General features: G+C 29.6%; 23 protein-coding genes and 2 pseudogenes. 23 read left to right on the forward strand and 2 right to left on the reverse strand.

Features of this window, described 5'->3' with window-relative positions:
• Window positions 1-263 precede the first annotated feature (263 nt).
• The 6 genes from ACIQXJ_RS06890 (at window position 264) to ACIQXJ_RS06915 (ending at window position 5,237) form a co-directional block, all read left to right on the forward strand.
• A complete protein-coding gene (locus ACIQXJ_RS06890; protein WP_403054857.1) occupies window positions 264-386 on the forward strand; it encodes a hypothetical protein in 123 nt (40 codons plus the stop codon).
• A 26-nt stretch (window positions 387-412) separates the two neighbouring features.
• Window positions 413-1,744 carry an AAA family ATPase gene (locus ACIQXJ_RS06895; protein WP_403051284.1) on the forward strand — a complete coding sequence of 444 codons (1,332 nt, stop codon included), beginning with the start codon at window positions 413-415 and terminating at the stop codon, window positions 1,742-1,744.
• A 5-nt stretch (window positions 1,745-1,749) separates the two neighbouring features.
• On the forward strand, window positions 1,750-2,406 hold the full coding sequence (locus ACIQXJ_RS06900; RefSeq protein WP_403051287.1) for an HNH endonuclease: 657 nt from the start codon (window positions 1,750-1,752) through the stop codon (window positions 2,404-2,406).
• A gap of 609 nt (window positions 2,407-3,015) precedes the next feature.
• Window positions 3,016-3,372 carry a hypothetical protein gene (locus ACIQXJ_RS06905; RefSeq protein ID WP_403051290.1) on the forward strand — a complete coding sequence of 119 codons (357 nt, stop codon included), beginning with the start codon at window positions 3,016-3,018 and terminating at the stop codon, window positions 3,370-3,372.
• Between the two features lie 613 nt (window positions 3,373-3,985).
• Window positions 3,986-4,591, forward strand: coding sequence for a hypothetical protein (locus ACIQXJ_RS06910; protein ID WP_403051293.1), 606 nt, complete (start codon window positions 3,986-3,988; stop codon window positions 4,589-4,591).
• Between the two features lie 241 nt (window positions 4,592-4,832).
• Entirely contained in the window at window positions 4,833-5,237 is a 405-nt protein-coding gene (locus ACIQXJ_RS06915) for a hypothetical protein (protein WP_403051296.1), read from the forward strand.
• A gap of 252 nt (window positions 5,238-5,489) precedes the next feature.
• Here ACIQXJ_RS06915 and ACIQXJ_RS06920 read toward each other — a convergent pair whose 3' ends face one another.
• On the reverse strand, window positions 5,490-6,593 hold the full coding sequence (locus tag ACIQXJ_RS06920; protein ID WP_403051299.1) for a hypothetical protein: 1,104 nt from the start codon (window positions 6,591-6,593) through the stop codon (window positions 5,490-5,492).
• A gap of 519 nt (window positions 6,594-7,112) precedes the next feature.
• Between ACIQXJ_RS06920 and ACIQXJ_RS06925 the strand changes: the two are divergent.
• Window positions 7,113-7,238 (forward strand): annotated as a pseudogene (locus ACIQXJ_RS06925) (purine-nucleoside phosphorylase); the annotation flags it as partial.
• 201 nt (window positions 7,239-7,439) lie between these two features.
• On the opposite strand, the pseudogene ACIQXJ_RS06930 reads toward ACIQXJ_RS06925, so the two are convergent.
• Window positions 7,440-7,559 (reverse strand): annotated as a pseudogene (locus ACIQXJ_RS06930) (tyrosine-type recombinase/integrase); the annotation flags it as partial.
• A gap of 258 nt (window positions 7,560-7,817) precedes the next feature.
• On the opposite strand from ACIQXJ_RS06930, the gene ACIQXJ_RS06935 reads away from it, so the two are divergent.
• The 16 genes from ACIQXJ_RS06935 to ACIQXJ_RS07010 all read left to right on the forward strand — a co-directional run bounded on the left by ACIQXJ_RS06935 (window position 7,818) and on the right by ACIQXJ_RS07010 (window position 24,110).
• Window positions 7,818-8,141: a hypothetical protein gene (locus ACIQXJ_RS06935; RefSeq protein WP_403051302.1), complete on the forward strand. Its 324-nt coding sequence runs from the start codon at window positions 7,818-7,820 to the stop codon at window positions 8,139-8,141.
• Between the two features lie 203 nt (window positions 8,142-8,344).
• Window positions 8,345-8,578 carry a hypothetical protein gene (locus ACIQXJ_RS06940; protein WP_403051305.1) on the forward strand — a complete coding sequence of 78 codons (234 nt, stop codon included), beginning with the start codon at window positions 8,345-8,347 and terminating at the stop codon, window positions 8,576-8,578.
• A 1,507-nt stretch (window positions 8,579-10,085) separates the two neighbouring features.
• Window positions 10,086-11,000, forward strand: a complete 915-nt coding sequence (locus ACIQXJ_RS06945; RefSeq protein ID WP_403051308.1) for a GNAT family N-acetyltransferase — start codon at window positions 10,086-10,088, stop codon at window positions 10,998-11,000.
• Window positions 11,001-11,049: 49 nt separating this feature from the next.
• On the forward strand, window positions 11,050-12,234 hold the full coding sequence (locus ACIQXJ_RS06950; RefSeq protein ID WP_403051311.1) for a nucleotidyltransferase family protein: 1,185 nt from the start codon (window positions 11,050-11,052) through the stop codon (window positions 12,232-12,234).
• Window positions 12,227-12,709: an NUDIX domain-containing protein gene (locus tag ACIQXJ_RS06955; protein ID WP_403051313.1), complete on the forward strand. Its 483-nt coding sequence runs from the start codon at window positions 12,227-12,229 to the stop codon at window positions 12,707-12,709. The genes ACIQXJ_RS06950 and ACIQXJ_RS06955 overlap by 8 nt, the downstream gene beginning before the upstream one ends.
• A gap of 3 nt (window positions 12,710-12,712) precedes the next feature.
• A complete protein-coding gene (locus tag ACIQXJ_RS06960; RefSeq protein WP_403051315.1) occupies window positions 12,713-13,651 on the forward strand; it encodes a phosphotransferase in 939 nt (312 codons plus the stop codon).
• A gap of 4 nt (window positions 13,652-13,655) precedes the next feature.
• Entirely contained in the window at window positions 13,656-14,519 is an 864-nt protein-coding gene (locus ACIQXJ_RS06965; RefSeq protein WP_403051318.1) for a thymidylate synthase, read from the forward strand.
• On the forward strand, window positions 14,516-15,145 hold the full coding sequence (locus ACIQXJ_RS06970) for a dTMP kinase (RefSeq protein WP_403051321.1): 630 nt from the start codon (window positions 14,516-14,518) through the stop codon (window positions 15,143-15,145). The genes ACIQXJ_RS06965 and ACIQXJ_RS06970 overlap by 4 nt, the downstream gene beginning before the upstream one ends.
• Before the next feature lie 192 nt (window positions 15,146-15,337).
• Complete coding sequence (locus ACIQXJ_RS06975; protein ID WP_403051324.1) at window positions 15,338-16,159, forward strand: HAD-IIB family hydrolase; 822 nt, start codon at window positions 15,338-15,340, stop codon at window positions 16,157-16,159.
• Complete coding sequence (locus ACIQXJ_RS06980) at window positions 16,156-17,346, forward strand: MFS transporter (protein WP_403051327.1); 1,191 nt, start codon at window positions 16,156-16,158, stop codon at window positions 17,344-17,346. The genes ACIQXJ_RS06975 and ACIQXJ_RS06980 overlap by 4 nt, the downstream gene beginning before the upstream one ends.
• A 1,024-nt stretch (window positions 17,347-18,370) precedes the next feature.
• The gene (locus tag ACIQXJ_RS06985; protein WP_340824423.1) at window positions 18,371-19,042 is read left to right on the forward strand and encodes a response regulator transcription factor; all 672 of its coding nucleotides are present in this window, start codon (window positions 18,371-18,373) and stop codon (window positions 19,040-19,042) included.
• A complete protein-coding gene (locus tag ACIQXJ_RS06990) occupies window positions 19,030-20,190 on the forward strand; it encodes a sensor histidine kinase (RefSeq protein ID WP_403051331.1) in 1,161 nt (386 codons plus the stop codon). Before ACIQXJ_RS06985 ends, ACIQXJ_RS06990 begins: the two co-directional genes overlap by 13 nt.
• Before the next feature lie 94 nt (window positions 20,191-20,284).
• Entirely contained in the window at window positions 20,285-21,181 is an 897-nt protein-coding gene (locus ACIQXJ_RS06995; RefSeq protein WP_403051334.1) for an ABC transporter ATP-binding protein, read from the forward strand.
• Window positions 21,168-22,382, forward strand: a complete 1,215-nt coding sequence (locus ACIQXJ_RS07000) for a hypothetical protein (RefSeq protein ID WP_403051337.1) — start codon at window positions 21,168-21,170, stop codon at window positions 22,380-22,382. The genes ACIQXJ_RS06995 and ACIQXJ_RS07000 overlap by 14 nt, the downstream gene beginning before the upstream one ends.
• Window positions 22,366-22,986, forward strand: coding sequence for a hypothetical protein (locus ACIQXJ_RS07005; RefSeq protein ID WP_403051340.1), 621 nt, complete (start codon window positions 22,366-22,368; stop codon window positions 22,984-22,986). The genes ACIQXJ_RS07000 and ACIQXJ_RS07005 overlap by 17 nt, the downstream gene beginning before the upstream one ends.
• Window positions 22,987-23,669: 683 nt before the next feature.
• Window positions 23,670-24,110 (forward strand): hypothetical protein, encoded by a 441-nt coding sequence (locus ACIQXJ_RS07010; protein WP_403051343.1) that lies wholly within the window; start codon window positions 23,670-23,672, stop codon window positions 24,108-24,110.
• Window positions 24,111-24,248: the final 138 nt, after the last annotated feature.

The raw sequence follows: 24,248 nt of genomic DNA on the forward strand, positions 1-24,248 counted from the left end.
TAGTATGTAGGGGGATATTTATAACTAAATTTTTGAAATACTAATTTCATAATTGAGGTGAAGTGAATCCAAAACACTTTTTTAAGTTTTGGATGTTATAGGGGAAATTAGGGTTTTTCATTCAGTTCGGAATGTTAGCTGTATTTGCTGAATTTGAAAGAAATATTATTCAGTAGCGGATTAAAGCGGGATTAGAAGCTGTTCGCAAACGTAATCGAGTTGGATGCTGATCATCTAATGATGATAGGATAAAGAAGCTTGGTATAACATTATTTGAGGTTGGTGAGAGTGCTACTGCTATCGTAAAAGAATATGGGATTGGCAGATCTACTATTTTATTACTTTTAAAAAAACAAACAATGATTTATATATGGTATAATTATTAAAAAAGTATTATAAAGGGGCTAATGAGGTGTTAGTTAAACTAGAATTATCAGATTGGAATCAATTTGATGAGGTGAAGATTGAATTTCATCCCAGAGTAACAATTTTAACAGGAGCCAATGGTGCTGGAAAAAGCTCTATTCTTAGATTAATAGCTAAACAAATCGGTTGGGATTACGAAGAAGTTGCAAAACTAGCCTTTAACAAAGATAAAAGTCTTTTTTTAGCAGGGTTAAAGTTACAAAAAGTGTTGGAATTCGCAGAACATAATAGAGAACTAAAAAAGATTGCTTGGGAAGATTTTAATTTTGATGAGCCGTGGGTTGATTCATTTAGTTTAGATAATATTGTAATGGGTACACTTTATACTGATAAAGGAGTTTTTAAATTCTATGTTCCGGAAGAAGTAAACAGTGCCTCTTACCAAGTTGCAGCAAGGTTTACGTATTTTGACTCAGATGAAGAAATTTATCCTGATGAAGAAATAATCAAAGGTGTAAATATATCATCACATAGGCAACCATACTCTTATGTTAGAGTCGAAGAAATTCCATTAAGAATCGATGACACAAAACAGTTATACAATGAGTATTTAGAATCTCTTCAATCAAGGACATTAAATAAAGAATTTTATCATCATAGAAATTCCCCAGTGCATTATATGAAAAAATCCCTAATGTCATTAGCTGTATTCGGTGAAGGAAATTCATTAGTAGAACCGAATCGGGAATTTAAAAAAAAGTTTGATGCATTTGCAAAAGTTCTAAGAAATCTTTTACCTAAACATATAGGTTTTAATGAAATAAGAATAGAATCTGGAGAGGTTGTTTTAAAAACAGATAGTGGGGATTTTTTAATAGATGCTGTATCCGGGGGACTTGGTGCACTTATAGATTTAGCTTGGCAAGTGTTTACATTCAATGAAGATAATACAGAATTTACGGTTGTAATTGATGAAATTGAAAATCATCTTCATCCTTCTATGCAAAGAGAAATTCTCCCCAATCTAATAAATGCTTTCCCTAAAGCACAATTTATTATAAGTACACATAGCCCATTCGTTGTTAACTCTATAAAAGAAGCATACGTTTATGCCTTAAAATACAATGAAAAAAATAGAGTTGTTTCACTAAAATTGGACTTTGAAAATGCTAGTAAAGATGCTTTTGACATACTGAAGGAAGTCTTAGGAGTACGTGTCACTATGCCAGTCTGGTTAGAAAAAGAGCTTGAAGAAGCTATTAAAGATTTTGATACTAAAAATTTAGATTTGAACTCTTATAATCGTCTGAAATCTTATCTAAAGAATAAAGGATTAGAAGATTATCTATCAGAAATGTTACAAAGGTTTGGGGTGTAAGTAAGATGATTCAAATTACTAAATTAATCAAACCGAGCATTCTAGAAGAAAACGCTGAAGATTGGAAGGATTTATACTTAGCATATAAAGCGGGGGATAAGAGTGTATCCAAGTTAGTTGGTACAAAATATTCACATAAAGAAGTTAAAAAAACTTTAGTTAAGGAAACACATGGGAAATGCGCCTATTGTGAATCAAAAATATTACATATTACATTTGGTGATATAGAGCATATTCTTCCTAAAAGTGAAGTACCTGAGAAATGTTTTGAATGGAGCAATCTAACTCTAGCTTGTACAGTTTGCAATAATAGAAAAAGAGATTTCTATGATACAAATAACATCCTAATAGACCCATATGAAGATGAACCATCCGAGCATTTGTTTTTTGGAGGACCGCTCTTATGTAGTATCTCAGAAAGAGGAAATTTAACAAAGTTAAAAATAGATTTGAATAGAACAGAACTTGTAGAAAATAGAACTAAGCATTTGAAAAATTTAGATGGGTTTATCATGCAAATTCAAAATACTACTTTTCCAGATTTGAGAAATGCGTTGCTTGAGGATTTAAGAGAAAAAGCTATGATTTCTGAAGAGTATAGTAAAATGGTAAAGGATTTCATAGAAGTATTTGAATCGAAAGTGAGTATGACTATCGGATGACTAAATGGTATTAAAGGCTATATTCGAAATAAGAAGAACAAATATTAGTTGAACCAGAAATGTCAGATATTAAACGAAAATATTTTGGTTAAAAGATGGGTAAATATCAATATTTCTACATAATTTTTTTGTATCACACCTAACACTATAGACATTGTGAAGTAGTTTCTTATCTAGAGTGAATATGAGAATAATAATAGTGTCACTATAAAAAACATCTTGCCTCCGTAAGGTAAAAAAAACCTTGGTCACTGCTTTTTAATAGCAGCTGAAAAACTTTATAAATACTGCTATTGCAACAATTTTTATAGAAGATCCTATAACTCTCGCAGTCTCCATACGTCGATATAATGTCAGAAATAGAGTTAAATCATCGTTTAAAAAGTAGGGTTATTAACCCTTTTGCTAAACGTTCTTTTTTTTGATGAATTATCAACAATTTGAATGCCGCTTATTTAACCTTCTAATCCATAGTGAACTGCACCCCAATTGTTAGACACATCTATCAATTGGAGGTGCAGTTCAGAGCAGGTGTTGGGTTACATTTTAATATGCACTTATGAGGGCTAAGAACGGCTCTTTTTTATTTCTTGAAAGTGGGTGTGAGTAATGGAAAAAGCACAGTTTCAACATTTAACTAAAGGATTGCAAAAGCCTTATGATAATTTCGAGAGTATGTATCAATTTAGCATTATTCCAATATTTGAAAATTTATCAGAAGAAAGTCAAGATTATATAGATTTCCTTGCTGACGATTTTATGAGGGAAGAAGAAATGGTATCACTTCCTTCCTCCCTTCAGAAATTCATAGTAAAACAAGGTATGGACGCTCACAATGAGTATTTGTTAATGCAATACAATATTCGATTAATGTTGATTTCTACTATGTATCAATTTTGGGAGCAACAGGTTAGAAAATTTTTATATGAAATAAAAACCAAAAAAGGTGAAAGAGTAGAGTTTTAAAAATTTTGTCACAGCGGTAGGTAGCCCCCCTAATTAGGGATATTCAGCATACCATTAATTACAACACACCAAGTCCTGCTCCACAAACACGAATTGACCTACCGAACGAAACGATATGATAGCTAAAACAATCAAGTGCTGGCATAGCTTGCACTTTTTGTCAAAACGACGATTTTGGTAGACAGGTGAGTAAACAGTTGATGTAGTTTTTAGGAGCGTTCATGAAGCTTTCAGATGGCTTGTGATAAGTGCATAGTAGATTCATAGCTTGTTCTTATAGCTTGAGTTGAATATTGCTTAGTGGAGTTCAGAAGCTTGTCACAGAGCCATTACAAGTGTCACATGGCAAGGCTCAGGTAGGGGGTAATTTCCGATATTTTGCTGTTATTGAATGAAGAATTGGGGCTACCTGCTACACGCACACCAAAAGGGAAATCTTTAAGTAACGTCATCTTTTTATAAAGAGCTAAATTTTCGATAACAAGCGATATAAACTTTGTGTTTATTTCGTTTTTTTTATTATATCAAGGTAGTTTAATTAAAAGGTATAATTTGTATAACTGTTTGTGACAACGAAGAGAGTTATTAATATGAAAAATTTAAAGGAGAAAAAATGAACTATTTATATAACAAAGAACAAGAATTGCAAGAAAAGTTTAACGATTTTATTAGTATAAAAATCACAAATGAGAGTAAAGACTACTACTCAAATCTAAGTATAGAGGATTTTTTTGAACTAAAAACTACTTTGCAAGATATAAATAATATTATCACATACAAAACAACCGTTAATTTTATGAAATGGTTGAATGACACATCTTCAATACTATCACCATATTACGAGAGTTCATTAGAACAAATATTAGCTACTAAGCCTAGCGATAATGGGTTTGATGTGGTAGTTAGTGGAGAAATGAAAATTCTAGCAGAAGTGAAATGTAATAAACCAATTAACAATGGATTTAAGTTTGGTTCAGCACAACGCAATGGCATTATCAAGGATATTAAGTGTTTATTAGAAGGGAAACCGAAAGTAAAGTCAATTGATGTTAAAAACTATTATAAGTTCTTAGTGATATATGATTTTGGAGAATATACTTTAAAAGCAATAGAGCATTTTTTGAATAATTTACCAAATGAGTATAAGGAAAAAGTTAAACTTTTTGAATACGATAAAGCAATGGAATTAGAAATGGTGTATATAGTATTCATAAAATAATTCTCGTTCTACCACAAATCAGGAGCAGACCTAGATCTATTAATAAACAAAGTGATAATAAGAACCTTGAAACAATCAATAAGCATTATTTTAATTATTTTCTATATCTGTATTCTGTAGTAGAACCTTGATTTTATAAAAGGGAATTTACTAAGGAATAACAGGATAATACAATGGCAAGATTTAAAGATTTGAATTTTGGATTAGGTCAACTTTTACACAAGAAACGGAAGAAGATTATGTGGATTATAGGTTTATAATAAATGCCCTGAAACCTAACTTAAGAAAAGAGAGTATAAAAGAAGGTTATTTTAGTAAAGTACCTACCGACTTAATAGATGATACTTCTGTAAAGAAAGTTTATCACGAAAAGTTAGTTCAACTAAAAATGATACATCTTAAGACAAAGGATATTACTAATAATAGATTTTTTGATTGTCAAGGCAAAACTGTAAGAATTAAATCGAAGCATCTTGAGATGTTTGGGGAGTCAGAATTTAATGCTAATGTATCAATGCGGTTTGATGAACAAAGAAGAGAGTTTTCGCTATTATTAAATGTTCTTAGTGAAGGTTCGTCACGAATTATGTTTAGAGGGTATGGTATGTATGAATCTTATATTGAATCAATTGTAGTAATTGAGTAATTGATAATGAGGGATAGCCAAATGGTTGTCTCTTTTTTTATTTAGTTTAGATTATCTAAATAATAAACTGTAAGAATTTCTATGAATTTGAGAGAACAAGGAGCGGTGTTTACCGATATTCTAGTACTGTATGTACTAAAATTATATACACCACTAGCATATCAACACCCCGATAAGGTAATCGAAACGACATAGCTATTATTGTGGAAATGGAAAACGAGAAGAAGATGTATTTTCTCCTTCTCGTTCAAATTAAACTCTTAGAATATTTAGTGGATTGATAAATTGATGTTTACTAAAATCGGGTGTTTCAAATTGTTCCCACCAAAATAGAATTTTTTCATTTTCAGGAAGATTGTTATCAATCGAGTAGACAAAATCAATTGCATTTTGCAGTATTGATATTGTTTCTTCTGTACTTATATTTAGTAATGGTTGAAGTTGAGCTATTTTATTTGTTTGTTCTACAAAAGCAGAAGTATGTACAAATCTATCCCTTATTTTAATAGAATCATTAAACTTCTTATATTGTAGTGATATAGCAACATTATCTTTAATATTTGGGTGTTCTACAAAGATTAAATCTTCAAAAATTTGAGTATCTTGAATATAACCTTTCATTTTATGTAGCTTGTTCTGTGGATATATTTTTGAAGATTTGATGTTATAGAAATAATAATATAAATAGGATTCAACAAAGTTTGTAGCCAAAATAACTAATGTTCTTTCACTTCCCTTAATAGAATAGTCAAGTCGTCTATACTCAGGATTAGTTTTTAAAGCTACGCCACTTTTCTTTAATTCAAAAATTTTAGTATATTTTTCGATATAGTCATTCCAAAGGTTAATTAAATCCTGATAGTTGAAGAACTCAGGGAAAGTAAGTACTAACGGTTCATTGAGAGTTACATCTATCCAATGATGGTTTTTAATGGTGTGTTGCTTTTTAACTCTAAAATAATCTTTAATTCGTATTATTTTTTCTAAATCTGAAACTAAATATAAGGTTTTCTTATTAAGCTTTAAATCATTTAGGTACATTCTAAGAAAGGCAATGAGTAAATCTACTTGGCTATCTTGTTGAGGATTGATGAAATAATTATCTTGTAATGTCTTGATAGTTAATGCTTTGTTTTTTCGATACCCTTCACCGTCTTGATTTGGAAGCTGTTCTGCTGCATGGAACAAAAATTTAGCCTGATGATAAAAGAAACTTTCGTGAATGTAATTTTCAAAAAAAATATCATTTAAAATGCCTGCGAGGTAATATTTGTATAGTTTTTTTGGGTGACTTCTGAACTTTCTTATTTGCTCGCTACTAGTCATTTCAATTAGTTCGTCAATAATGTCATTCATAGTTCCAACTCCTTTTCCTAATTGTACCAAAAGATTATTAGTTTTACATCTAACATACATGAACGAGGGGTATCATGATTAGAGAAGTCACAGAAAGCTTCCACAGCTTGTCATTGATACTAGGAACATTTATGTTCATTTAAGGTCGAAAAATCTTATAGGTGATTTTGAGATGATTGAAAAAATGCTTGGTATGCTCCTATTTACCATATTTAAGCTATGTTATTTGAGGTAGTAGATTACCTTCTACTTGCTAGATGTGGACTTTTACGAGATAGCTGATTGGTTATCTTTTTTTATGGCTTCCAATTATTGAGGGAGTGGCGGGGGTTATACTAATATAAAAGCGTCCTATAGCAACAATACTAAATGAATCATTATCAGAAACGAAAATGTCCCCTTAAAAACAGGGGACAAAAAGGGACATAAAAGTAGCTTTATTGTAAGAGAAGAATCACTGTGCATAAGTATTTTATGTTGAAAACTTGATTCGTAAAAGTACCACAAACCCTTTCATACCAAGCTCTTTCTGTCTTAACAGTAAGTGACCACATCATTACAGGCGAAGTAACGACGTCTGAAGAACGTCAAACAACATTCAACGACATGATTGTTGTAGCTTTAGAAGCTGCTATTCAAGAGTAGTTGATATAGCAAGTGTTTAAAGCAAGCATAAAACAATAAGCATAAGAGCAACCGACTAAAAAGTGACCATTTTTTAAAATGGAATCGAAAATGTCGGTTGCTTTTTTTCTTTAAATGAATGGGTGGCTATGGGCGACAATAAGGAGACATTTACAAGATGTCGACGAACAAGTTACTTGCCTTTATATTGTTCTGCTTTGTTCAATGACTGTAGGTAATGTGGGTTTGTTTTATATACGTATGCCCGAGGTGTTTTTGAATGTTTTTGAAATTTACATTCTTACTAATCATATACGAAGCGTAAGTGTGACGTAATCCATGAAAAGTAAGAAGTGGTAAGTTAAATGCTGTACGAACAGGTTCGAAAAAAACGGAACTTCAAAATTGTTTATGAGACCGATTGATGATACTAAAATAATTGAATTAATTGAAGATACTAGTGATAGTCATATTAAGGCGTAATATCCAGAGAAAATTCATATACGGCTGGCAAACGTTACTTTCGGAAGAGCGAACTAAAAAATCACAATGTAAGACTTAGTCAAGGCGACATTACGTAACAACCCCGATTGGGTCATTATGTCTGAAACACGTTCCGGTGTATTTCTAACAGCTGAAGGGGGAGCAGCAGAGAGTTCTATTGAATTAAAAGTAATTGATACCAATGAAGCCGAAGTTCAGACATCAAGTGAACCTATAATAATTCCTGATAATGATATTTCTATAGCTGAAACATTGAATGAAGTAAAGGAAATTAAGAAAGAAGAAAAATCAAAGCAAGGTTTATTGAAATTTAGAAGTATGAAGGATTTGAGAAATGGTGATGAATTTTCGTTTGGCGGAAGAATGTGGGTGCTGATTAATCCTACTAATGCAGCTCATGAAATTGGACATTCGATTTAAATGGATCATGTACTGTAATGTGTATAGGTTGGAAACCTATTCCTGGTGGTAGTGGGAATATTACAATTACAACATATGATAAAAACAATGCATATACAAAATGGAAGAATTACTAAGTAAATAACATAATAATTTTATAATTTATAGAATTTACATATTTAGAGATACACTATAAATTAGGTTAGGACTACAGGAGGTAAACAATGAAGAATAAGAAACTAATATTTTTGACAGTAATCGTAGCATTAATGGGATTAATGATAGTTATTACTAATCTACCAATTAAGCAACAAGATAGTAAATTAGATGAAATTCCTAAAAAAGAGAAAATAGATGAGCTTCCTGTTGTTAATTCAAACGGAAACTTTGTAAGTTATGAAAATTTTGATACGTTAGAGCAAAATTCAGAACTTATAATTATTGCACAAGCGACCTGAAGACTTATTACAAAATCAAGAAATTAAAGAAACTATTTTAAAAACATACGGAGAGGAAATAATAGAGATTCAGAATCAATAATGAATTTTTAGTATTGAAAATAAAAACAACCAGCTGTCGGTATTGAACCTGCTACTGGTTTTTTTTTTATATTTATTAAATAATCCCTTTTTGATTCTTTGAATTTCTATAAAAATATTTTACGCTATATTTAATTATCGTTGAAAATTAAGAAGAGTAAGTAAGTTATAAGGTAAGATTGGAGGGGATTTGAGAAAATATATGTATAATTAGAAAAAAAGTAATTTTTTGTAGTTGAACAGAAAAATATCAAAGAACTATGAAGTACTTAATAGAAAGGGCGCGGAAATTATAGAAAATATAGAGAAGAAAGACTACTGGCTATCGGTATAACAAGTGAACAAATAAAAATAGCTAAAGAAACATACCTTGATCATATACCTGATCTTAACTTGTCACAGTTTAGTCACATCAACAGCAACAACAAAAATCAGCTGAAATTGAAAAAGCTAATTCATAAATTGGAAGAACAATGTTGCTGTTTCAGCTAAGATGTACCTTGCAACATTATTTATCATAAAATTTATACATATTTCGAATCTTAATAGCTGCTAATGTTCCAGGATGTAATATAAACTTCATTATTCAATCGATTTTGTAAAATAAAAGTAGTTATAGTGAATACAAAACAGACCGTGGTGCTAATTTGGTATGCTTTCTTAGTCTTTTTTGTTTACATAATTTTCGTATTACTAAACTCAAATTTTTTCTTATACACATTACAAACAAATGTTCCTTTTTGAATTATTGAAAAGAGAATATTTAATGATGCATATCATTCATTAAACAGTCACTCTTAAATCCAATAAAATAGCAAAATGCAATATTGTAACTGTAGTTGGCCAATAAAAAATAAGTTGTTTTCTACAGATATTTTTTATTCTTGAAATTTAAGATGTAGGAAAAATATTTATATTTTAGTAAGATATTATTTTCAACAAAAGAGGTAAATTACTTGAAACAATTTATAATATCCTAAGTGTTATTGAAAATGCAATTTTCTAAAACGAAGCCTTGAATTATATATTGATCCACAATTTCCCTCCCTAAAAGTTATATCCACGAATGAGTATTTCGTACCCCTTTTAAGATTATTTTTTTCTATTAGTCATGGAGTAAGCCTTGTAAGAACTTGGTTAAACTTATTTTTAGATAATTTTAAAAATTTTAAAAAATGTAATTTTTTCAGGAAATACCATTGACAAAATAATACATTAAAAATACAATGTTTGTAAGAGAATTGGAAGGAGTTGAAAAAAATGCCACAAATTGCTCCGTATGGTACTATCAAACGAGTTAACGGTAATAAAAAAGTTAAAAAATAGTTTTTAAAAGAGACTCAGGGTAAAGATTACCCTGCGTCTCTTTAAATTATCTAATACATAAAAGATATTCATATAAATTACTAGATAGGAGGTTACAAATATGCTAACTTTCAATAAAAAAAAGGAAACTTTCTTAAATGATTTTAAAAATCTTAAGGAGAATATTAATTATTATCAAAATATTAAAGATGAAATGGGAGGGGCCTCCTTTTATATATCAAACGAAAATGTAGAAGAAATAGCTGTAATATACTATGGAGGACTAAACGAAATTACAGAAAATCACGAATGTTATATTAACATTTTTATAAGGGACTTTAATTTTAAGGTAATGTATATAAATGAAATAATAAATGAAATTCTTAATTATATTATGCACAAAGAATTGATGGACTGGATTTATATTCAATTATTTTTTGAAAATGCAAAACTATATTCGGAAATGCTTAGTTTGGAATATATTTTAGAAAGCAAATACCATTTTTCTTCGATAAACGTAAAAAAAGAAAAATTAGATTTATATAAAAAGCAGTTTGATAACAATTTAAGGATTCGTAAAGCTACTAAGGCAGATGAGAATGCAATTCTTGAATGTATTATAAAAGCATACTTTAATGGTACATTAAAAAATCAATATAAATCTATTGGAAAAGAAAAATTTAAAGAGAATATAAAAACGTATTATTATCCATTCTTAAATGATAGTCGAATATCATTAGTTGCTGAGATAGACAATGAGTTTTGTGGTCATATTACATATAGTGTATATCCGATGGGAGACAAACCTACTGCTTTTTTAATAGATGTCTATATTATTGAAAAGTTTAAAGAATTAGGAGTAAGTTCTTATTTAATTAAAGAAAGTGAATATATATGTAATAAAATGGGGTTTGAAAGGTTGTGTGGAAACGTTAGCTTTGCTGGTGATGTACATAGAACATTAAAAATTTATAATTCCCTAATTTCGGAAAATTGGGTGGTTGATGGTTTAGTTCTGTATTTAGAAAACAATTAAGGAGTTAGAAAGTATGCTTATTTAATATAAATATATAGGGAGATTTAATATGGATGTTAATAATTTGTTATTTAATATAGCAACTGGTGAATATAAACATATCGAGTTATCTAATCAAAACCAAGATTTACTTATTGAGAGGGCTCGTGAAAACCGTTTGATAGATCCTTTATTAAATTCGAAACAATCATTAGAAATTAAAGAAGGGGATTGGGTTTTAAAAGGACATAAAAGAAAAATGAGGTTCGAAGAATTAGGAAATGTAATTAAAGAATTGAATAGGGAAAATATTGAATTCTTAAATTTAAAAGGGTTAGCAATGTTGAAATACTATAATGAGGATGTAGTAAGGCAAAGTAATGATTTTGACTTTTTAATTAGGAATATAGAAAATTTTTGGAAAACTCATAATGTTTTAACTTCAATGGGATATAATTTCTTTTATATTCCAATGTTTACAAAATTAAATGAAATTTCAGGAATTGTTAAGTACCAAAAAAAATTAGATGAAAAAACATTTATATGGATTGAAATAAATATAGCTAATTATGTTATTTCTGAAACAACTTGGTTTCAAGATAAAGATTTGTGGCTTGATACACAATTAATAAATTATCAAGGAATAGAATTCAAAATTCCAAATGATAATATGAATTTAGTTCTTCTAGTTATTGAAGCAAGTGGTAGGGAAAATCTTTTTATTCGAGATATTGTAGATTTTTATTTTATTGAGAACGCTGGTGAAATAGATTTTGATTTTGTTACAGAAAAACTGAGAGACAAATTCTTATTAAAAGTATTAAATAAGCTACAAAAAAATAATACGTCATTAAAATTAGAAGATTCAAATGTGAATTTTAAGATAAATAAATTTGATAGAGAATTTAAATACGAGATACCTAAAACTATTGTTAATGGAAATATATCTAAATTTTATTGTAAATACATTAAAATTTTTGGAGATTTATTAGTAAATAAAAATATTCTATTATCGCTAGTGAGAAAGTTTGATTTAATTATGTCTCCAAAGTATCGCTTTGAAAGTGGTGTTATTTGTAATTTTTATCCACTTGATATGGGAGAATGCGGAAATCTTATGTGGCGGAAATATAAAAAGTATCATGTAGTTACAACTCCTATAGGTACATTTTTGGCTACGAATTTTTGTCTACTTGAAGAAAAAGAAGAAGAGAATATAAAAGAATTATTAATGGGGAGAAATAAAAATGAATGATAATTACATGCAAAATATAATAAAAGTTCAGGTATCTTGTATTGCTATAAAAGATAATAAAATAGCTATGGTTAAAAAAGTAAATAAGAATTATTCTACTTTTAATCAATATATACCACCGGGGGGACATGTTGAGAATTTTGAAAATCTTGAAGATGCATGTTCAAGAGAGGTTCAAGAGGAAACGGGGTTAAGTGTAAGTAACCTAGAACTAAAGGGAGTCGTCACTTTTAAGAATTATATAAAAAACACACATTCAGTTTGTTTTTTCTTTTTAACTAATGATGTGACTGGAAAACTTATTTCAAATGAAATTGATAAGCAAACTTCACATTGGATAAACTTAACTGAGGTGTTTACAAACAAATCAGTGCCTATTTACCACAAGGCTTTTCTTAAAGAAATGTTAATTAATAATAGATTTATAAATGGGAAAGTAATAACAAAAAATGAAGGGGTAGAATGGTCAGTATAAAATATGAAAAAAAAAGAAGGAAGCATAAAGGAACTTGTTGAATGGGCAGTTAAAGACTTTTATGAAATTGATAACATAGTTAATTTTGAAAAAATTAATTCTACTAGTTTGAACCAATTATTTAAACTACAAACATCTAAAAAAACATTTATATTGAAGATTTATAATGATTTATATGAAGAGCTAGAAAATACATTAAAGATACAAATGGAAGTTTATATACAATGTAAAAAGACACCTTATATTTATAAAAATAAAAACGGACAATTTGTAAGTGATTTCCAAGGAGGGTATTTTATATTACAAGAGTATTTAGTTGGAGAAGAGTACAGTGTTAAGCCAGGTATTCTAAAAGTATTAGCAAAAGATATTGCTCAACTACATTTCGTAATTAATGAAATCTCTATATTAAGTTTAAAGAAAAAATATTATTCAATGGAAGAAACAATAGATAAAATAACTTTTTATGAAGATAAAATTGCAGGTAATAATAATAAAGATAAATTATTATTAAAACTATTAGAAAAACGTAAACATATTATTCTAAACAATAAAATTATTTATAACGATAATAATTACTGTATAGTACATGGTGATTTACGGCCGTCCAATGTAATAATTAATAATAATCATAATCTATATTTTATAGATTTTGACTTTGCAGCTATAGATGATCCGAGCATTGAATTAATGAGAAGTTCAATACTTTTTTCAAATTTTAATAAAGATAATACAATAGATTTTTTTAACACATATAAAGAAAATGCTCCGGACTATAAGTTAACATATGAAGAATCACTTGAAAATTTGCTGTACTATCTTTTGCAAAGTAATTTCCCTATAAGCAAAAAGGAAATATTAGATGAAAAATATATTCAAGAAATTGTAGAAGAACGATTTAAATTGATTGAAATTTGCGAAAAATGGTTGAAGGGAGGATAATATTGTGTATTTTGAAGGAGAATCATTTGATCAATTATATGTGGAAATTTGTAATGAAATAATGAATCAGGGTAAAAATATATCTCCAAGAGGTTTAGAAACTAAAGAAATATTAGGAGTTATATTAAAGTTAAAAAGACCAAGATCAAGGATATTAAATAATCCTACCAGAAAGTTCTCACTTTCTTATGCTTTTGCTGAGTGGTTATGGATTATGAAAAAAACTAATAAGTTGGATATGATTCAATTTTATGCTCCAAGTTATCATAAATACTCTGATAATGGAGAAACTTTACATGGTGCTTATGGTCCTCGAATAGGTGATGCAATACAAAAAGTGATTAGATTGTTACAAGAAGATCCTAATAGTAGAAGAGCTTTAATTCCTATTTATTCAAAAAATGATGTAGGGATGAATAGTAAAGATATCCCTTGTACTTCGAGTCTTCAATTTTTTATAAGGGAAAATAAATTAGATTTATTTGTTCATATGAGATCAAATGACGTTTATTTAGGATTACCGTATGATGTCTTTACTTTTACAATGATTCAAGAATACGTTGCAAAGATATTAAATATTGAGTTAGGGATTTATACACATATGGTAAATAGTTTACATGTTTATGAAAATCAATATGAAAAAATTAGAAAAATTTGTTTATATAACGAAAAAGAAGTCAAGGAAATGGAAATAATGCCAAAAGAATTAATCAATAATCAATTAAAATATCTGATATTTGCTGAAGAAATGTTAAGATTTGGAGAAATAGTTGATATAGAAAAATTAAATGATTATTTTAAATCATTATTCAATTATCTAATTGATTATTACAACAAACTGAATAAGCAAGAAGGGGTAACTACATGAATAATCTTAGTAGATTAATATATGTGTTTGGAATAGATGGTTCAGGTAAAACAACATTAGTAAAAAATCTAGAGACATACTTATCTAAAAAACAGGATGTTATTAGTGTTCCTTCATCCAAGATATCTATTTTCACAAATGAATTAGAAGTAGTAGCTAGTAAAATGTCTCAAACTAGAAGACAATGTTTCTCTCCGTTGATTAGAGGAACTGCCTGGGGGTTAGATTTGCTTTATAAGGCAAATGAAATCATTGAACCAAATTTGACTGAAGGTAAAACAGTTATATTAGATAGATATAATATTTGTAATTTAGTATTTTCACAATTAAACGGGGTAGATATTAGCTTATTGAAAAAAGTACATGCTTCTCTTGTTAAACCAGATATATACTTATATTTAAAAATTGATACAAAGATAGCCTGGGAAAGAATACTTAAAAGGGGTGAGCCTTTAACACCTAAAGAGTATCCAGACCAACTAAGTAAAGCTGTTGAGTTATACGAGTACTATATCTTAAAAGAAAAAATACCTGTTAATTTTATAAATGCCAATTTATCTGAAGAAGAGATTTTAGCTCAAGCTATTGAAATTCTAGAAAAAGATTTGAGTGTTATAAGTAGTTAACAGGGGTTGTCCATATTCTTCAGATTTGTTTCCTAGCATCTTTTAAGTGAAGATAGAAAAAATTTTAAATAATCTAACTGAATAAAAGAGCTAAAAGCTGATGGAAGTACAAATGGTGCTTCCATTAGAATTTCAGACTATATAAGTAAGTAGGAATACAAATTATTTTGATAAATAAAGGGAAGAGATAAATTGAGTGGAAAAAAAATATTAGCATTTGATTTAGATAATACTCTAATAGATAACGATGGCGAATTTTACAAAGGTATAAAGGAGGTGCTGTTAGAGTTAAAGACAAATAATTTCGAATTGTTTTTAGTAACTGGAAGAATAAAGTTTAGTTTATTTTCATTACCTATATTCAATGACATTAGAGAAATATTTAATGAAAATATACTAAGTAATGATGGTAATTTGCATATTATACACGAAAAAGATGAGTTAATAAATCAAATAGACCCTTTATATTTAAATCGATTCATATCGGTACATAATGATAATTATGATTGGATTATTGAAACAAATAATAATTTATTTTACACTGAACTATCTAGCACATTAATATTATCGAATTTTTCATTTATAGATCAGAGTTATTTTATGTATACTACTGACATAAAATCTATAATAAATGAGATAAAAGGTATATTGAATATATATGCATTTCCTAAAGAAATACTTACTCTTGATGAATGGAAAAATAGCTTTTATAAAATATATTATCCATTTGAAAAACAAACTTTATTTGAAAAGTTTATAAAAATTTCACCTAAATACACTGATAAATATAATGGATTAAATAGTGTGCTCAAAAAAAATAATTTATTAGTTAAGGATTTAATTTCTTTTGGGAACGGAAATAATGATATATCTCTAATAAAAAATAGTTCTGTAGGAGTTGCAGTAAAAAATTCTCATCCTAAACTAATAGAATATTCAGATGTTCATTTAAATGAAGATTTAAGTGTTTTTTTAAAAGAATATCTAGTAAATAAGTTAGAGGTGAGAAAGTGAATTTTTTTTCCAATAAAAATTTCAGATATTTATATAGTATTACAATTTTATCTTCTATTAGCGCGACAATTTATACATTTATAATACCACTTATTTTATATGATTTAACAAAATCTGCATTTGCTATGAGTACGATGAGAGTGATGGAGTTCTTACCTAATATATTGCTGGGTATGATTATTGGAGTCATTGTAGACCGTGTTAATAGAAATATAATGATAATATATGGTGGATTTTTAAAGTTTCTACTATCATTTTTATTGTATTTTTCCATTACAACTGAGGGAACAGCAATCTGGCATTTATATGTTTTAGGGTTCCTTATTGCAACGATTGGTTATACGGTGGGAAACGCTTTGAATGCATTACCTCCACAGCTATTTGAGAAATCATGGATGACGGAAATTCAATCTAAATTCTCTCTAATTTTAACAATTAGTTCAATTATTGGACCGTCTATTGTAGGAGCACTACTATTTTGGCTTTCCTATAAGCACTTTTTGGGAATCTATGTAGTGTGTATGGCTCTAAGTTGGCTAATTTCTTGTTTTATTGATCGAACAGAATCACCTATCCGTCCAATCAAACAATCAATTTGGAAGGATATGAAGGATGGTATCCATGAATTAATTGGTAATAAACAGGTGTTTATTCCAACTCTTACAATATTGATTTCTAACTTTGCTACAAGTTTAATTATTGGAATTTTGACTTTTTACGTAATTGATATACTTGGAGCTACTAAGGAGCAGCTAGGACTACTGTATTCTATTTCTGCTTTGGGTGGGATTGTTGGAGCCAAAGTTCTATCACCTTTACGAAAACATTTCAATCGTGGGGCCATTTTCGCTACATTACCCATTATTGATATGATTGTTTTAATTTTATTTTTCTTTACAAAAAGTTGGTGGTTAATTGGAATATTACTTGCTATTAGAACATGTATATCCGTAATAACAAATATCATCTTCTTAGCAATCCGCCAAGAATCTACCCCAAATAATTTACTTGGACGTGTTGCTGGAACTTCGTCTATGCTCATGAAGTTAACTATACCAGCAGGTCTATTACTAGGAGGGATTTGGGTTGAAATATGGCCTGTCCATTATATTTTCATCTTATCTGCAATAGCTATGTTTATTAATTATATATTATTAAAAAATTCAAATTTCAAGGAAATTAAATAGTCAACTTAAATGGCTAAATTTAATCATTAAATTTAAAGAATAAATATTATTTAGTCCTAAAATTTGGATTTAACAAAGTGTTATAATATCTCAAAAATGATCAATAATTTAGACTGGATCTTATCTGAGTTAGCAAGTATATAGGTTTAATTTTGGAAACATGCAAAGATTTCCAAAAAGATAATAAATTAATTTTGATGAACATATGGAATGTTTTATATCTGAATCGTATAGAAACATTTAAAGTAAGGAGAGGTCAAACTAATACATGAATTTGTTGATAAGAATTTAGAGATACTTAGTTATCTAAATAAAATAAATTCATTTTGGTAATTTTAAATTAGTGCATTAACTTATATTAACAAATTAAAACCACCTATCAAATTATGCGATAGGTGGATATCATATTGTATTTTTGCCCTTTTATTAAAGTAATGAGCACCAAGTGATATTTTTGTATAAAGAAGCTGACCTGGAACTTACAGGATAGCTGTTACTTGGACTGGAACAAGTAAATTTGTAATAAAATACTTCAAATTCATGTTTTATAAAAACAGAAAGACCACTCCATATAGGGTGGTCTCAATGTTATTTATGAAAGAATATAAAGCGACTTTGGGCGACCAAAAAGCGACCAACATTGTAATTTTTGATAACTTTATAAAAAGTTAAACACTATAAGATGAAATTCATAAAGCGCAAAACGTAGTTAAATCAAGGCAGTTAAAGTACCTTGCTATATTAAAAAGTAACCCTAATTCAACGACATGATTGTTGTAGCTTTAGAAGCTGCTATTCAAGAGTAGTTGATATAGCAAGTGTTTAAAGCAAGCATAAAACAATAAGCATAAGAGCAACCGACTAAAAAGTGACCATTTTTTAAAATGGAATCGAAAATGTCGGTTGCTTTTTTTTAAAATGAATGGGTGCTATAGGCGATAAAAAGGAGACCATTTAAGAATTTCATTTTTTATTGTGTTATTGTTAATATACTTAAGAACCTACTATATTTGGGAGTATAACAATGAAAAAAATTCTGATTATTGACGATGAAAAAGATCTATTGGATACCTTGAAAGACTATTTTCAGCTACTTGGTTATCTTGTTTATACCGCACAAAATGGAAGTGAAGGCTTAAAAAAACTCAAATATGAGCCTAATCTAATCATCTTAGATGTTTCTATGCCAGAGATGGATGGTTTTTCCTTCTGCAAAGAAATTCGTAACCACATAAACGTGCCAATTGTGTTTCTTTCAGCCAAAACGGATGAAGAAAGTAAAGTTGAAGGACTTAAGGTAGGTGGTGACGATTATTTAATTAAACCAGTAAGCCTAAAAGAGCTTTCGTATCGAGTAGAAGCGCATCTTCGCAGAGAACAGCGTAAAACTTTTCCATCTAAAGTTGCTTTTTCTGGGAATATCGCCATCCATTATGACGAGAAGAGAATATCAGTGAACAATCAGGACATTCCTTTCACTAAAACTGAATTTTTAATAATTGAATTATTATCAAAAAATTCCCCCACGACTTTTTCAAAGAATGATATTTATGATTATTTGTGGAGTTACGATAAAGATGGCGATTCAAACATTATTACTGAACATATTCGTCGTATTAGGAGAAAGTTTATGGATAAAACTGATCGAGAGATAATCAATACAGTTTGGGGGCAAGGATATAAATGGATTGGTTAGATGAGATTATTACACGTCTTTTTAGCAAAAATCGAAACCTTAATCGAACCTTGTTTTTGTACTTGTTCATTGGGATTATTATTACGGTTATTGCAACAAGTCTAACTTATTCTATTTGTGTTGGTTGGGAACGGCTTATTTTGGATGATACTCAGCCTTTAGAAGGCTACTTTAATATTTTTTCTTGGCAGGTTCCTTCTGTTATTCCGAAAAATATCGAATTTCACATCATGATACTGGAAATAATCAAAGGTTTCAGTCCTATAATCTATGGTGTTTTAGCTGTTTTTTTGATTACAAAACTCTTTTATAAACAAAGAATTTTACAGCCTTTGAAAATCGTTGAACACAGTATTCAGCAAATTAAAAAGGGAAATTACAATCAACCATTTTTTTTCAATACTTACGATGAATTCGAAGGTACCGTTCGGGGCCTAGACAGTCTTAGTCAAACTTTAAGATCAAAAGAAGTAGATTTATCTGAGCTTCACCAAGAGCAGAAAAAAATCAATGCCGCTTTTTCCCATGATTTACGTACTCCTTTAGCAATCATCCAAAATAATATTGAACTAATGGAAGAACTGTATCATCAGGGGCGTATGACAGAGGCTTTTTTTAATAAGTCGGTCACTAAAATCCAAAGTAGCGTGAACCGACTGGTTGATTTTTCTCAGACCATGCAAGAAATTCAAAAGATTGACGAGATGCCATTAAAAAAAACACAACAGTCACTTACTCATATAGAAGCCCATCTTCGTGAATTGGGAAAAACGTTATCTGAGAAAAAGCTCTTCCTTCAAACAGATTATCATCCTGAATTGAAATTTAATTATGATATTCATTTAATTGATGAGGTTATGGAAAATCTGTTAAGTAATGCGTCTCGCTTTGCAGTTAAGGAAATAGAAATAACAATGCAGGTAGATGAAAAATTCTTATGTATTTTTGTAAAAGATGATGGCAAAGGCTTTTCGAAAAAAGAATTGGAAATCGCTACTGATCCCTATTACTCTCACAATAAAGAAAGTCATTTTGGCTTAGGTTTAACCATCTCTGAAATACTGGCAAAAAAGCATGGTGGAGCCTTAAAACTTTCAAACAGCGTAGATGGCGGTGCCATTGTCACTTCTATTTTTTCACTTGAATAATCACATGTATCTGAGAGCAACATTGCTTTCAGATTTTTTTGTAGATAGTTTGTAGATATTTATTGTTTATGATGAGTACAAGGAGGAATGAGCTATGAAAATTGAAATTAAACATTTAAATCAATATTACGGTAAGAAACAAGTTCTTCATGATATTAACTTGACTATTTCAACAGGAATGTTTGGCTTGTTGGGGAGAAATGGGGCTGGTAAAACAACTTTAATGGAAACGCTAGTAACGCTCTTACCTGTCACAGTTGGCGAAATTAGTATGGATGGCATATCCATTCAAAAGAAAAAAGCAATCCGTTCGATGGTTGGCTTTTTACCTCAAGACTTTTCAATGTACGGAAATATGACTGCCTATCAAGCAATGGACTATCTAGGTGTTCTTAGTGAAATTGATTCTACTACTCGCAAAAAAAGGATCGAGGAACTTTTGGAACAAGTGAATTTATCTATTCATAAACATGTCAAAGTAAAAGCGATGTCTGGTGGTATGAAAAGAAGATTAGGGATTGCCCAAGCATTGTTAAATGACCCAAAGGTTTTAATAGTCGATGAACCCACAGCCGGTCTTGATCCTGAAGAAAGATTAAGATTCCGTAATCTGCTTTCAGAAATTAGTGAGGAAAAAGTAGTTATCCTTTCTACTCACATTGCCAGTGATATTGAGGCAACAGCAGAGAATATCGCTATTTTGGACAATGGGCACATCATCTTTTCTGAATCAATTGAAAAATTAATTTCACAAGCAGAAGGAAGGATTTTTACAGTGGAAGTTCCACGAACAGAACTAAAATCTATGAAGGAACACGTTCAAGTAATTAGTTTACAGCAAGAAGGTACACTAAGTAAGATTCGTTTTATTGGCAATCAGCATTCAAGCATTATGAATCATCCCCTAGTCCTTCAAGAAAAGCCAACACTTGAAGATGCTTACTTATACCTTCTTTCAGAGAAAGGTGTGAAAGAAAGTGGGGCTATTTAAAAAAGAGTTCTTTATTAGTCTAAAAAGCCTCACCTATTGGTTAGTAGTTGTGTTTATAGGGGTTTTTATCTTTAGTCAATTGGGAACGGATTTAACTTCGTTTAAAGAACCGCAACCTAATGAGGATAATTATGGTGTTGGTGTGACAAATGATAAAATATCTATTCAAAAACAAACGATGGGTAATTTATTCTATCAATATGACGTTGGACAATATAATACGTATCCTTTAGGCTTTCTAAAAGTAGTTACTCCATCAAACCCTGATCAAAAAGAAATCGGCAAAATTATCGAGAAGGCAACAGGGATATCCCTTGAGGAAATAAGTGAAATTTCGGAAAAAGAAAATAAGTCTGCGAACGAATTTCAAATGTACGCTCACCAAGATTTTGATTATTTTCCTATTGCACAGGATTACTCCTTTCAACAATTTCAAGAGGATATGAAGAAGGTTGTGAAAATAATTGGGCATGGTTCTGATTTTGAAGAAGCTAAGTATAAAGCTTCTGCTATCAAATCACTCTCATATGAAGAAGTACACGAAAATTTCGAAATGATTTTGAAAAGAGATAAAGTCTCAGGTGCTTATGCTAGGTTAGTTTGTGATTATTTAGGCATCATTTTGGCTTTGGTTCCTGTTTTTCTAGCAGCAACAGTTATTTTAAGAGACAAACGTGCCCAAAGTCAGTTAGTCATTTATACAAAAGCAATATCATCAGTAAAATTACAGACTATGCGATTTCTCTCGACAGTAGTTCTTATTTTTATTCCAGTTTTATTATTTAGTATTATGCCGGCATTACAAGCCAACCTAATCGCTCAGAAGTTTAATCAATCTGGAGATATTTGGCTGTTTTATCAATATGTTTTGGGCTGGACGTTACCTTCCATTATTGCGGTAGTTGGAATCAGCTTCTTAATCACCACACTTTTTGGTGGTATAACTAGTGTGATGGTGCAAGTAGCTATCTGGTTTATTTCTATCTCAGTAGGATCTACAAATATTGTTGGGAAAGTGGGCTTTAACTTAATTCCACGTTTTAATAACGTTGGTTCGACGGTAATTTTTGAAGGGATTTATCAAGAATTAGTAGTAAACCGAATACTTTGGGCATGTATAGGTATTCTGTGTTTCTTAGTTAGTGTCATAGTTTATGACTATAAACGTAAAGGGGGTAAAATCCTTGGAAAGAGTAGATAAAATATCTAAGGTTTTCTTAAGGTTTCATTTCCTTCCTTTTTTCGTAATATCATTTATATTAATCCTACTTTTTCCGTTGTTTTTCGGAATAGAAAATTTGGCATTTGTTGAAAGTGCGAATGTTTATGAACGAATTTTTCCAATTATCGGTTTGGTTTTGTTCATACCGCTATTTTTGCCTGATTGTGATCGAAATACTTTAGAGGTAATTCAGACCAAGAAAACTTCATATTTGAAAATATTGAGTATTCGTTTAGTGCAAATCTTTATTACGTTACTATTCTTCACCATTATCTGCCTTATCATCTTTCAATTGAAAAATTCAGAGATAAAATTTGGCCAATTTTTATTTGGCGGAGTGGCAGATGTATGTTTCCTAGCAGGGTTGATGTGCCTAATATTTTCGCTAACGATGCAACCTGTGACAGGCTTAATTGCACCTATAGCTTATTATATTATTTGTCTTTTCACTGGCGACAAATATCTTAAAACATTTTATTTCTTCACTTTGGTTAATGAAGATTTTCATTCCAAACTGTTATTACTAACCGTTGGCATCATTCTCATTACAATAAGTTGTTTCGTGGCAAACAAAAGGAAATAAGAAATAGAATTAACAAGAATTAATTAAATGATAGAATAGCGCCATAGGGAAGAGAACTATAAGATTTGTTACTTCGTTAAGAGACCACTCCATGAAGGGCGGTCTAGAAATAAAAGGCGACTTTGGGCGACCCAAAAGCAACCAACATTGTAAAATTAGTTATCAATTAAAGGAAATGCAAAACGTAGTTAAATCAAGGCAATTAAAGTATGCGGTTAATATAAAAAGTACGCATAATTCAAATCACATGATCGTTGTAGCTATAGAGGCTGCTATTCAAGAGTAGTTGATAAATCAACGTTTAAAGCAAGCATAAAACAATAAGAGCAACCGACTAAAAAGTGACCATTTTTAAAAATGGAATCGAAAAAGTCGGTTGCTTTTTTTCTTTAAAGGGGTAGGTGCTATAGGCGACAAAAAGGAGACCATTTACAAGATGTAATCTTGCCTTTATTTTATTAAGGGTTTGTTATATATCTTTTCTTTACGATCGAGCAATTAGCAATTTTTTTATTTTTTAATCCAGTTTTGAGTTTGAAATCTTCATAAAATCGAAGAAAGATAGATAAATAACATGGGAAAAAATATTGTCTTTGTTGTATTACTATTTATGATAGTTAAAGTGAGTTGTATGTAAAATATTGTATAATGAGATGCGTAATTAGAAAATAGGAGTTGGTTTGTTGTCTAAAAAAATAAATGTTCGGTTTGTCATCTGTTTTATTTTTGTAATGTTTTTAATGGGCTGTATAAATAAAGTTCCAAATAAGTTTGATTTAAAACAACTCACTAGGATAGATATTGAAGAGGTTAAGGCAGATGGAAGCTATGGAGAATCTGTAATGATTACTGAAGAAAAAACATTGGAGATCATAAGGAAAATATTTAAACAAATTAAATGGGAACCAAATGTAGAATCTAAAATGGCTAGAGAAAAAGATATAAAGGCAACACTATTTTATAAGTATGATGAAAATATGCCTGAACGATTATTTGAATATCAGATTTGGTTCAATCAAAAGAATGATACAGCTACAATTATTAGCAATAATGAAAAAGAAGGCTATGGAAATTTAGATAAAGAAAATGCACAGGCATTAGAGAATATTTTACTAAACGAGTAAAAGAGTCGGGAATCCCTACTCTTTTATTTGTGATTTTTTAAATATAAGTTCTATTTAACCTAGGGTGCCAAAAGATGAGTTTCTTGAAGAAACTTTATAAACCAGATATTTTTCCTATCTAGACGAAACTTATTCAGA

This window comes from Lysinibacillus sp. NPDC097868, assembly GCF_044761135.1.
In the GTDB taxonomy this organism is placed as follows: domain Bacteria; phylum Bacillota; class Bacilli; order Bacillales_A; family Planococcaceae; genus Lysinibacillus.

Excerpts from the sequence above, each read along its gene's own strand:
- ACIQXJ_RS06970 (WP_403051321.1), top strand. The coding sequence starts at position 14,516 with ATGAATAATCTTAGTAGATTAATATATGTGTTTGGAATAGATGGTTCA.
- ACIQXJ_RS06960 (WP_403051315.1), top strand. The coding sequence starts at position 12,713 with ATGAAAAAAAAAGAAGGAAGCATAAAGGAACTTGTTGAATGGGCAGTT.
- ACIQXJ_RS06910 (WP_403051293.1), top strand. The coding sequence starts at position 3,986 with ATGAACTATTTATATAACAAAGAACAAGAATTGCAAGAAAAGTTTAAC.
- ACIQXJ_RS06940 (WP_403051305.1), top strand. The coding sequence starts at position 8,345 with ATGAAGAATAAGAAACTAATATTTTTGACAGTAATCGTAGCATTAATG.
- ACIQXJ_RS06950 (WP_403051311.1), top strand. The coding sequence starts at position 11,050 with ATGGATGTTAATAATTTGTTATTTAATATAGCAACTGGTGAATATAAA.
- ACIQXJ_RS06920 (WP_403051299.1), bottom strand. The coding sequence starts at position 6,593 with ATGAATGACATTATTGACGAACTAATTGAAATGACTAGTAGCGAGCAA.
- ACIQXJ_RS06995 (WP_403051334.1), top strand. The coding sequence starts at position 20,285 with ATGAAAATTGAAATTAAACATTTAAATCAATATTACGGTAAGAAACAA.
- ACIQXJ_RS06905 (WP_403051290.1), top strand. The coding sequence starts at position 3,016 with ATGGAAAAAGCACAGTTTCAACATTTAACTAAAGGATTGCAAAAGCCT.
- ACIQXJ_RS06955 (WP_403051313.1), top strand. The coding sequence starts at position 12,227 with ATGAATGATAATTACATGCAAAATATAATAAAAGTTCAGGTATCTTGT.
- ACIQXJ_RS06945 (WP_403051308.1), top strand. The coding sequence starts at position 10,086 with ATGCTAACTTTCAATAAAAAAAAGGAAACTTTCTTAAATGATTTTAAA.
- ACIQXJ_RS06935 (WP_403051302.1), top strand. The coding sequence starts at position 7,818 with ATGTCTGAAACACGTTCCGGTGTATTTCTAACAGCTGAAGGGGGAGCA.
- ACIQXJ_RS06900 (WP_403051287.1), top strand. The coding sequence starts at position 1,750 with ATGATTCAAATTACTAAATTAATCAAACCGAGCATTCTAGAAGAAAAC.
- ACIQXJ_RS06990 (WP_403051331.1), top strand. The coding sequence starts at position 19,030 with ATGGATTGGTTAGATGAGATTATTACACGTCTTTTTAGCAAAAATCGA.
- ACIQXJ_RS06985 (WP_340824423.1), top strand. The coding sequence starts at position 18,371 with ATGAAAAAAATTCTGATTATTGACGATGAAAAAGATCTATTGGATACC.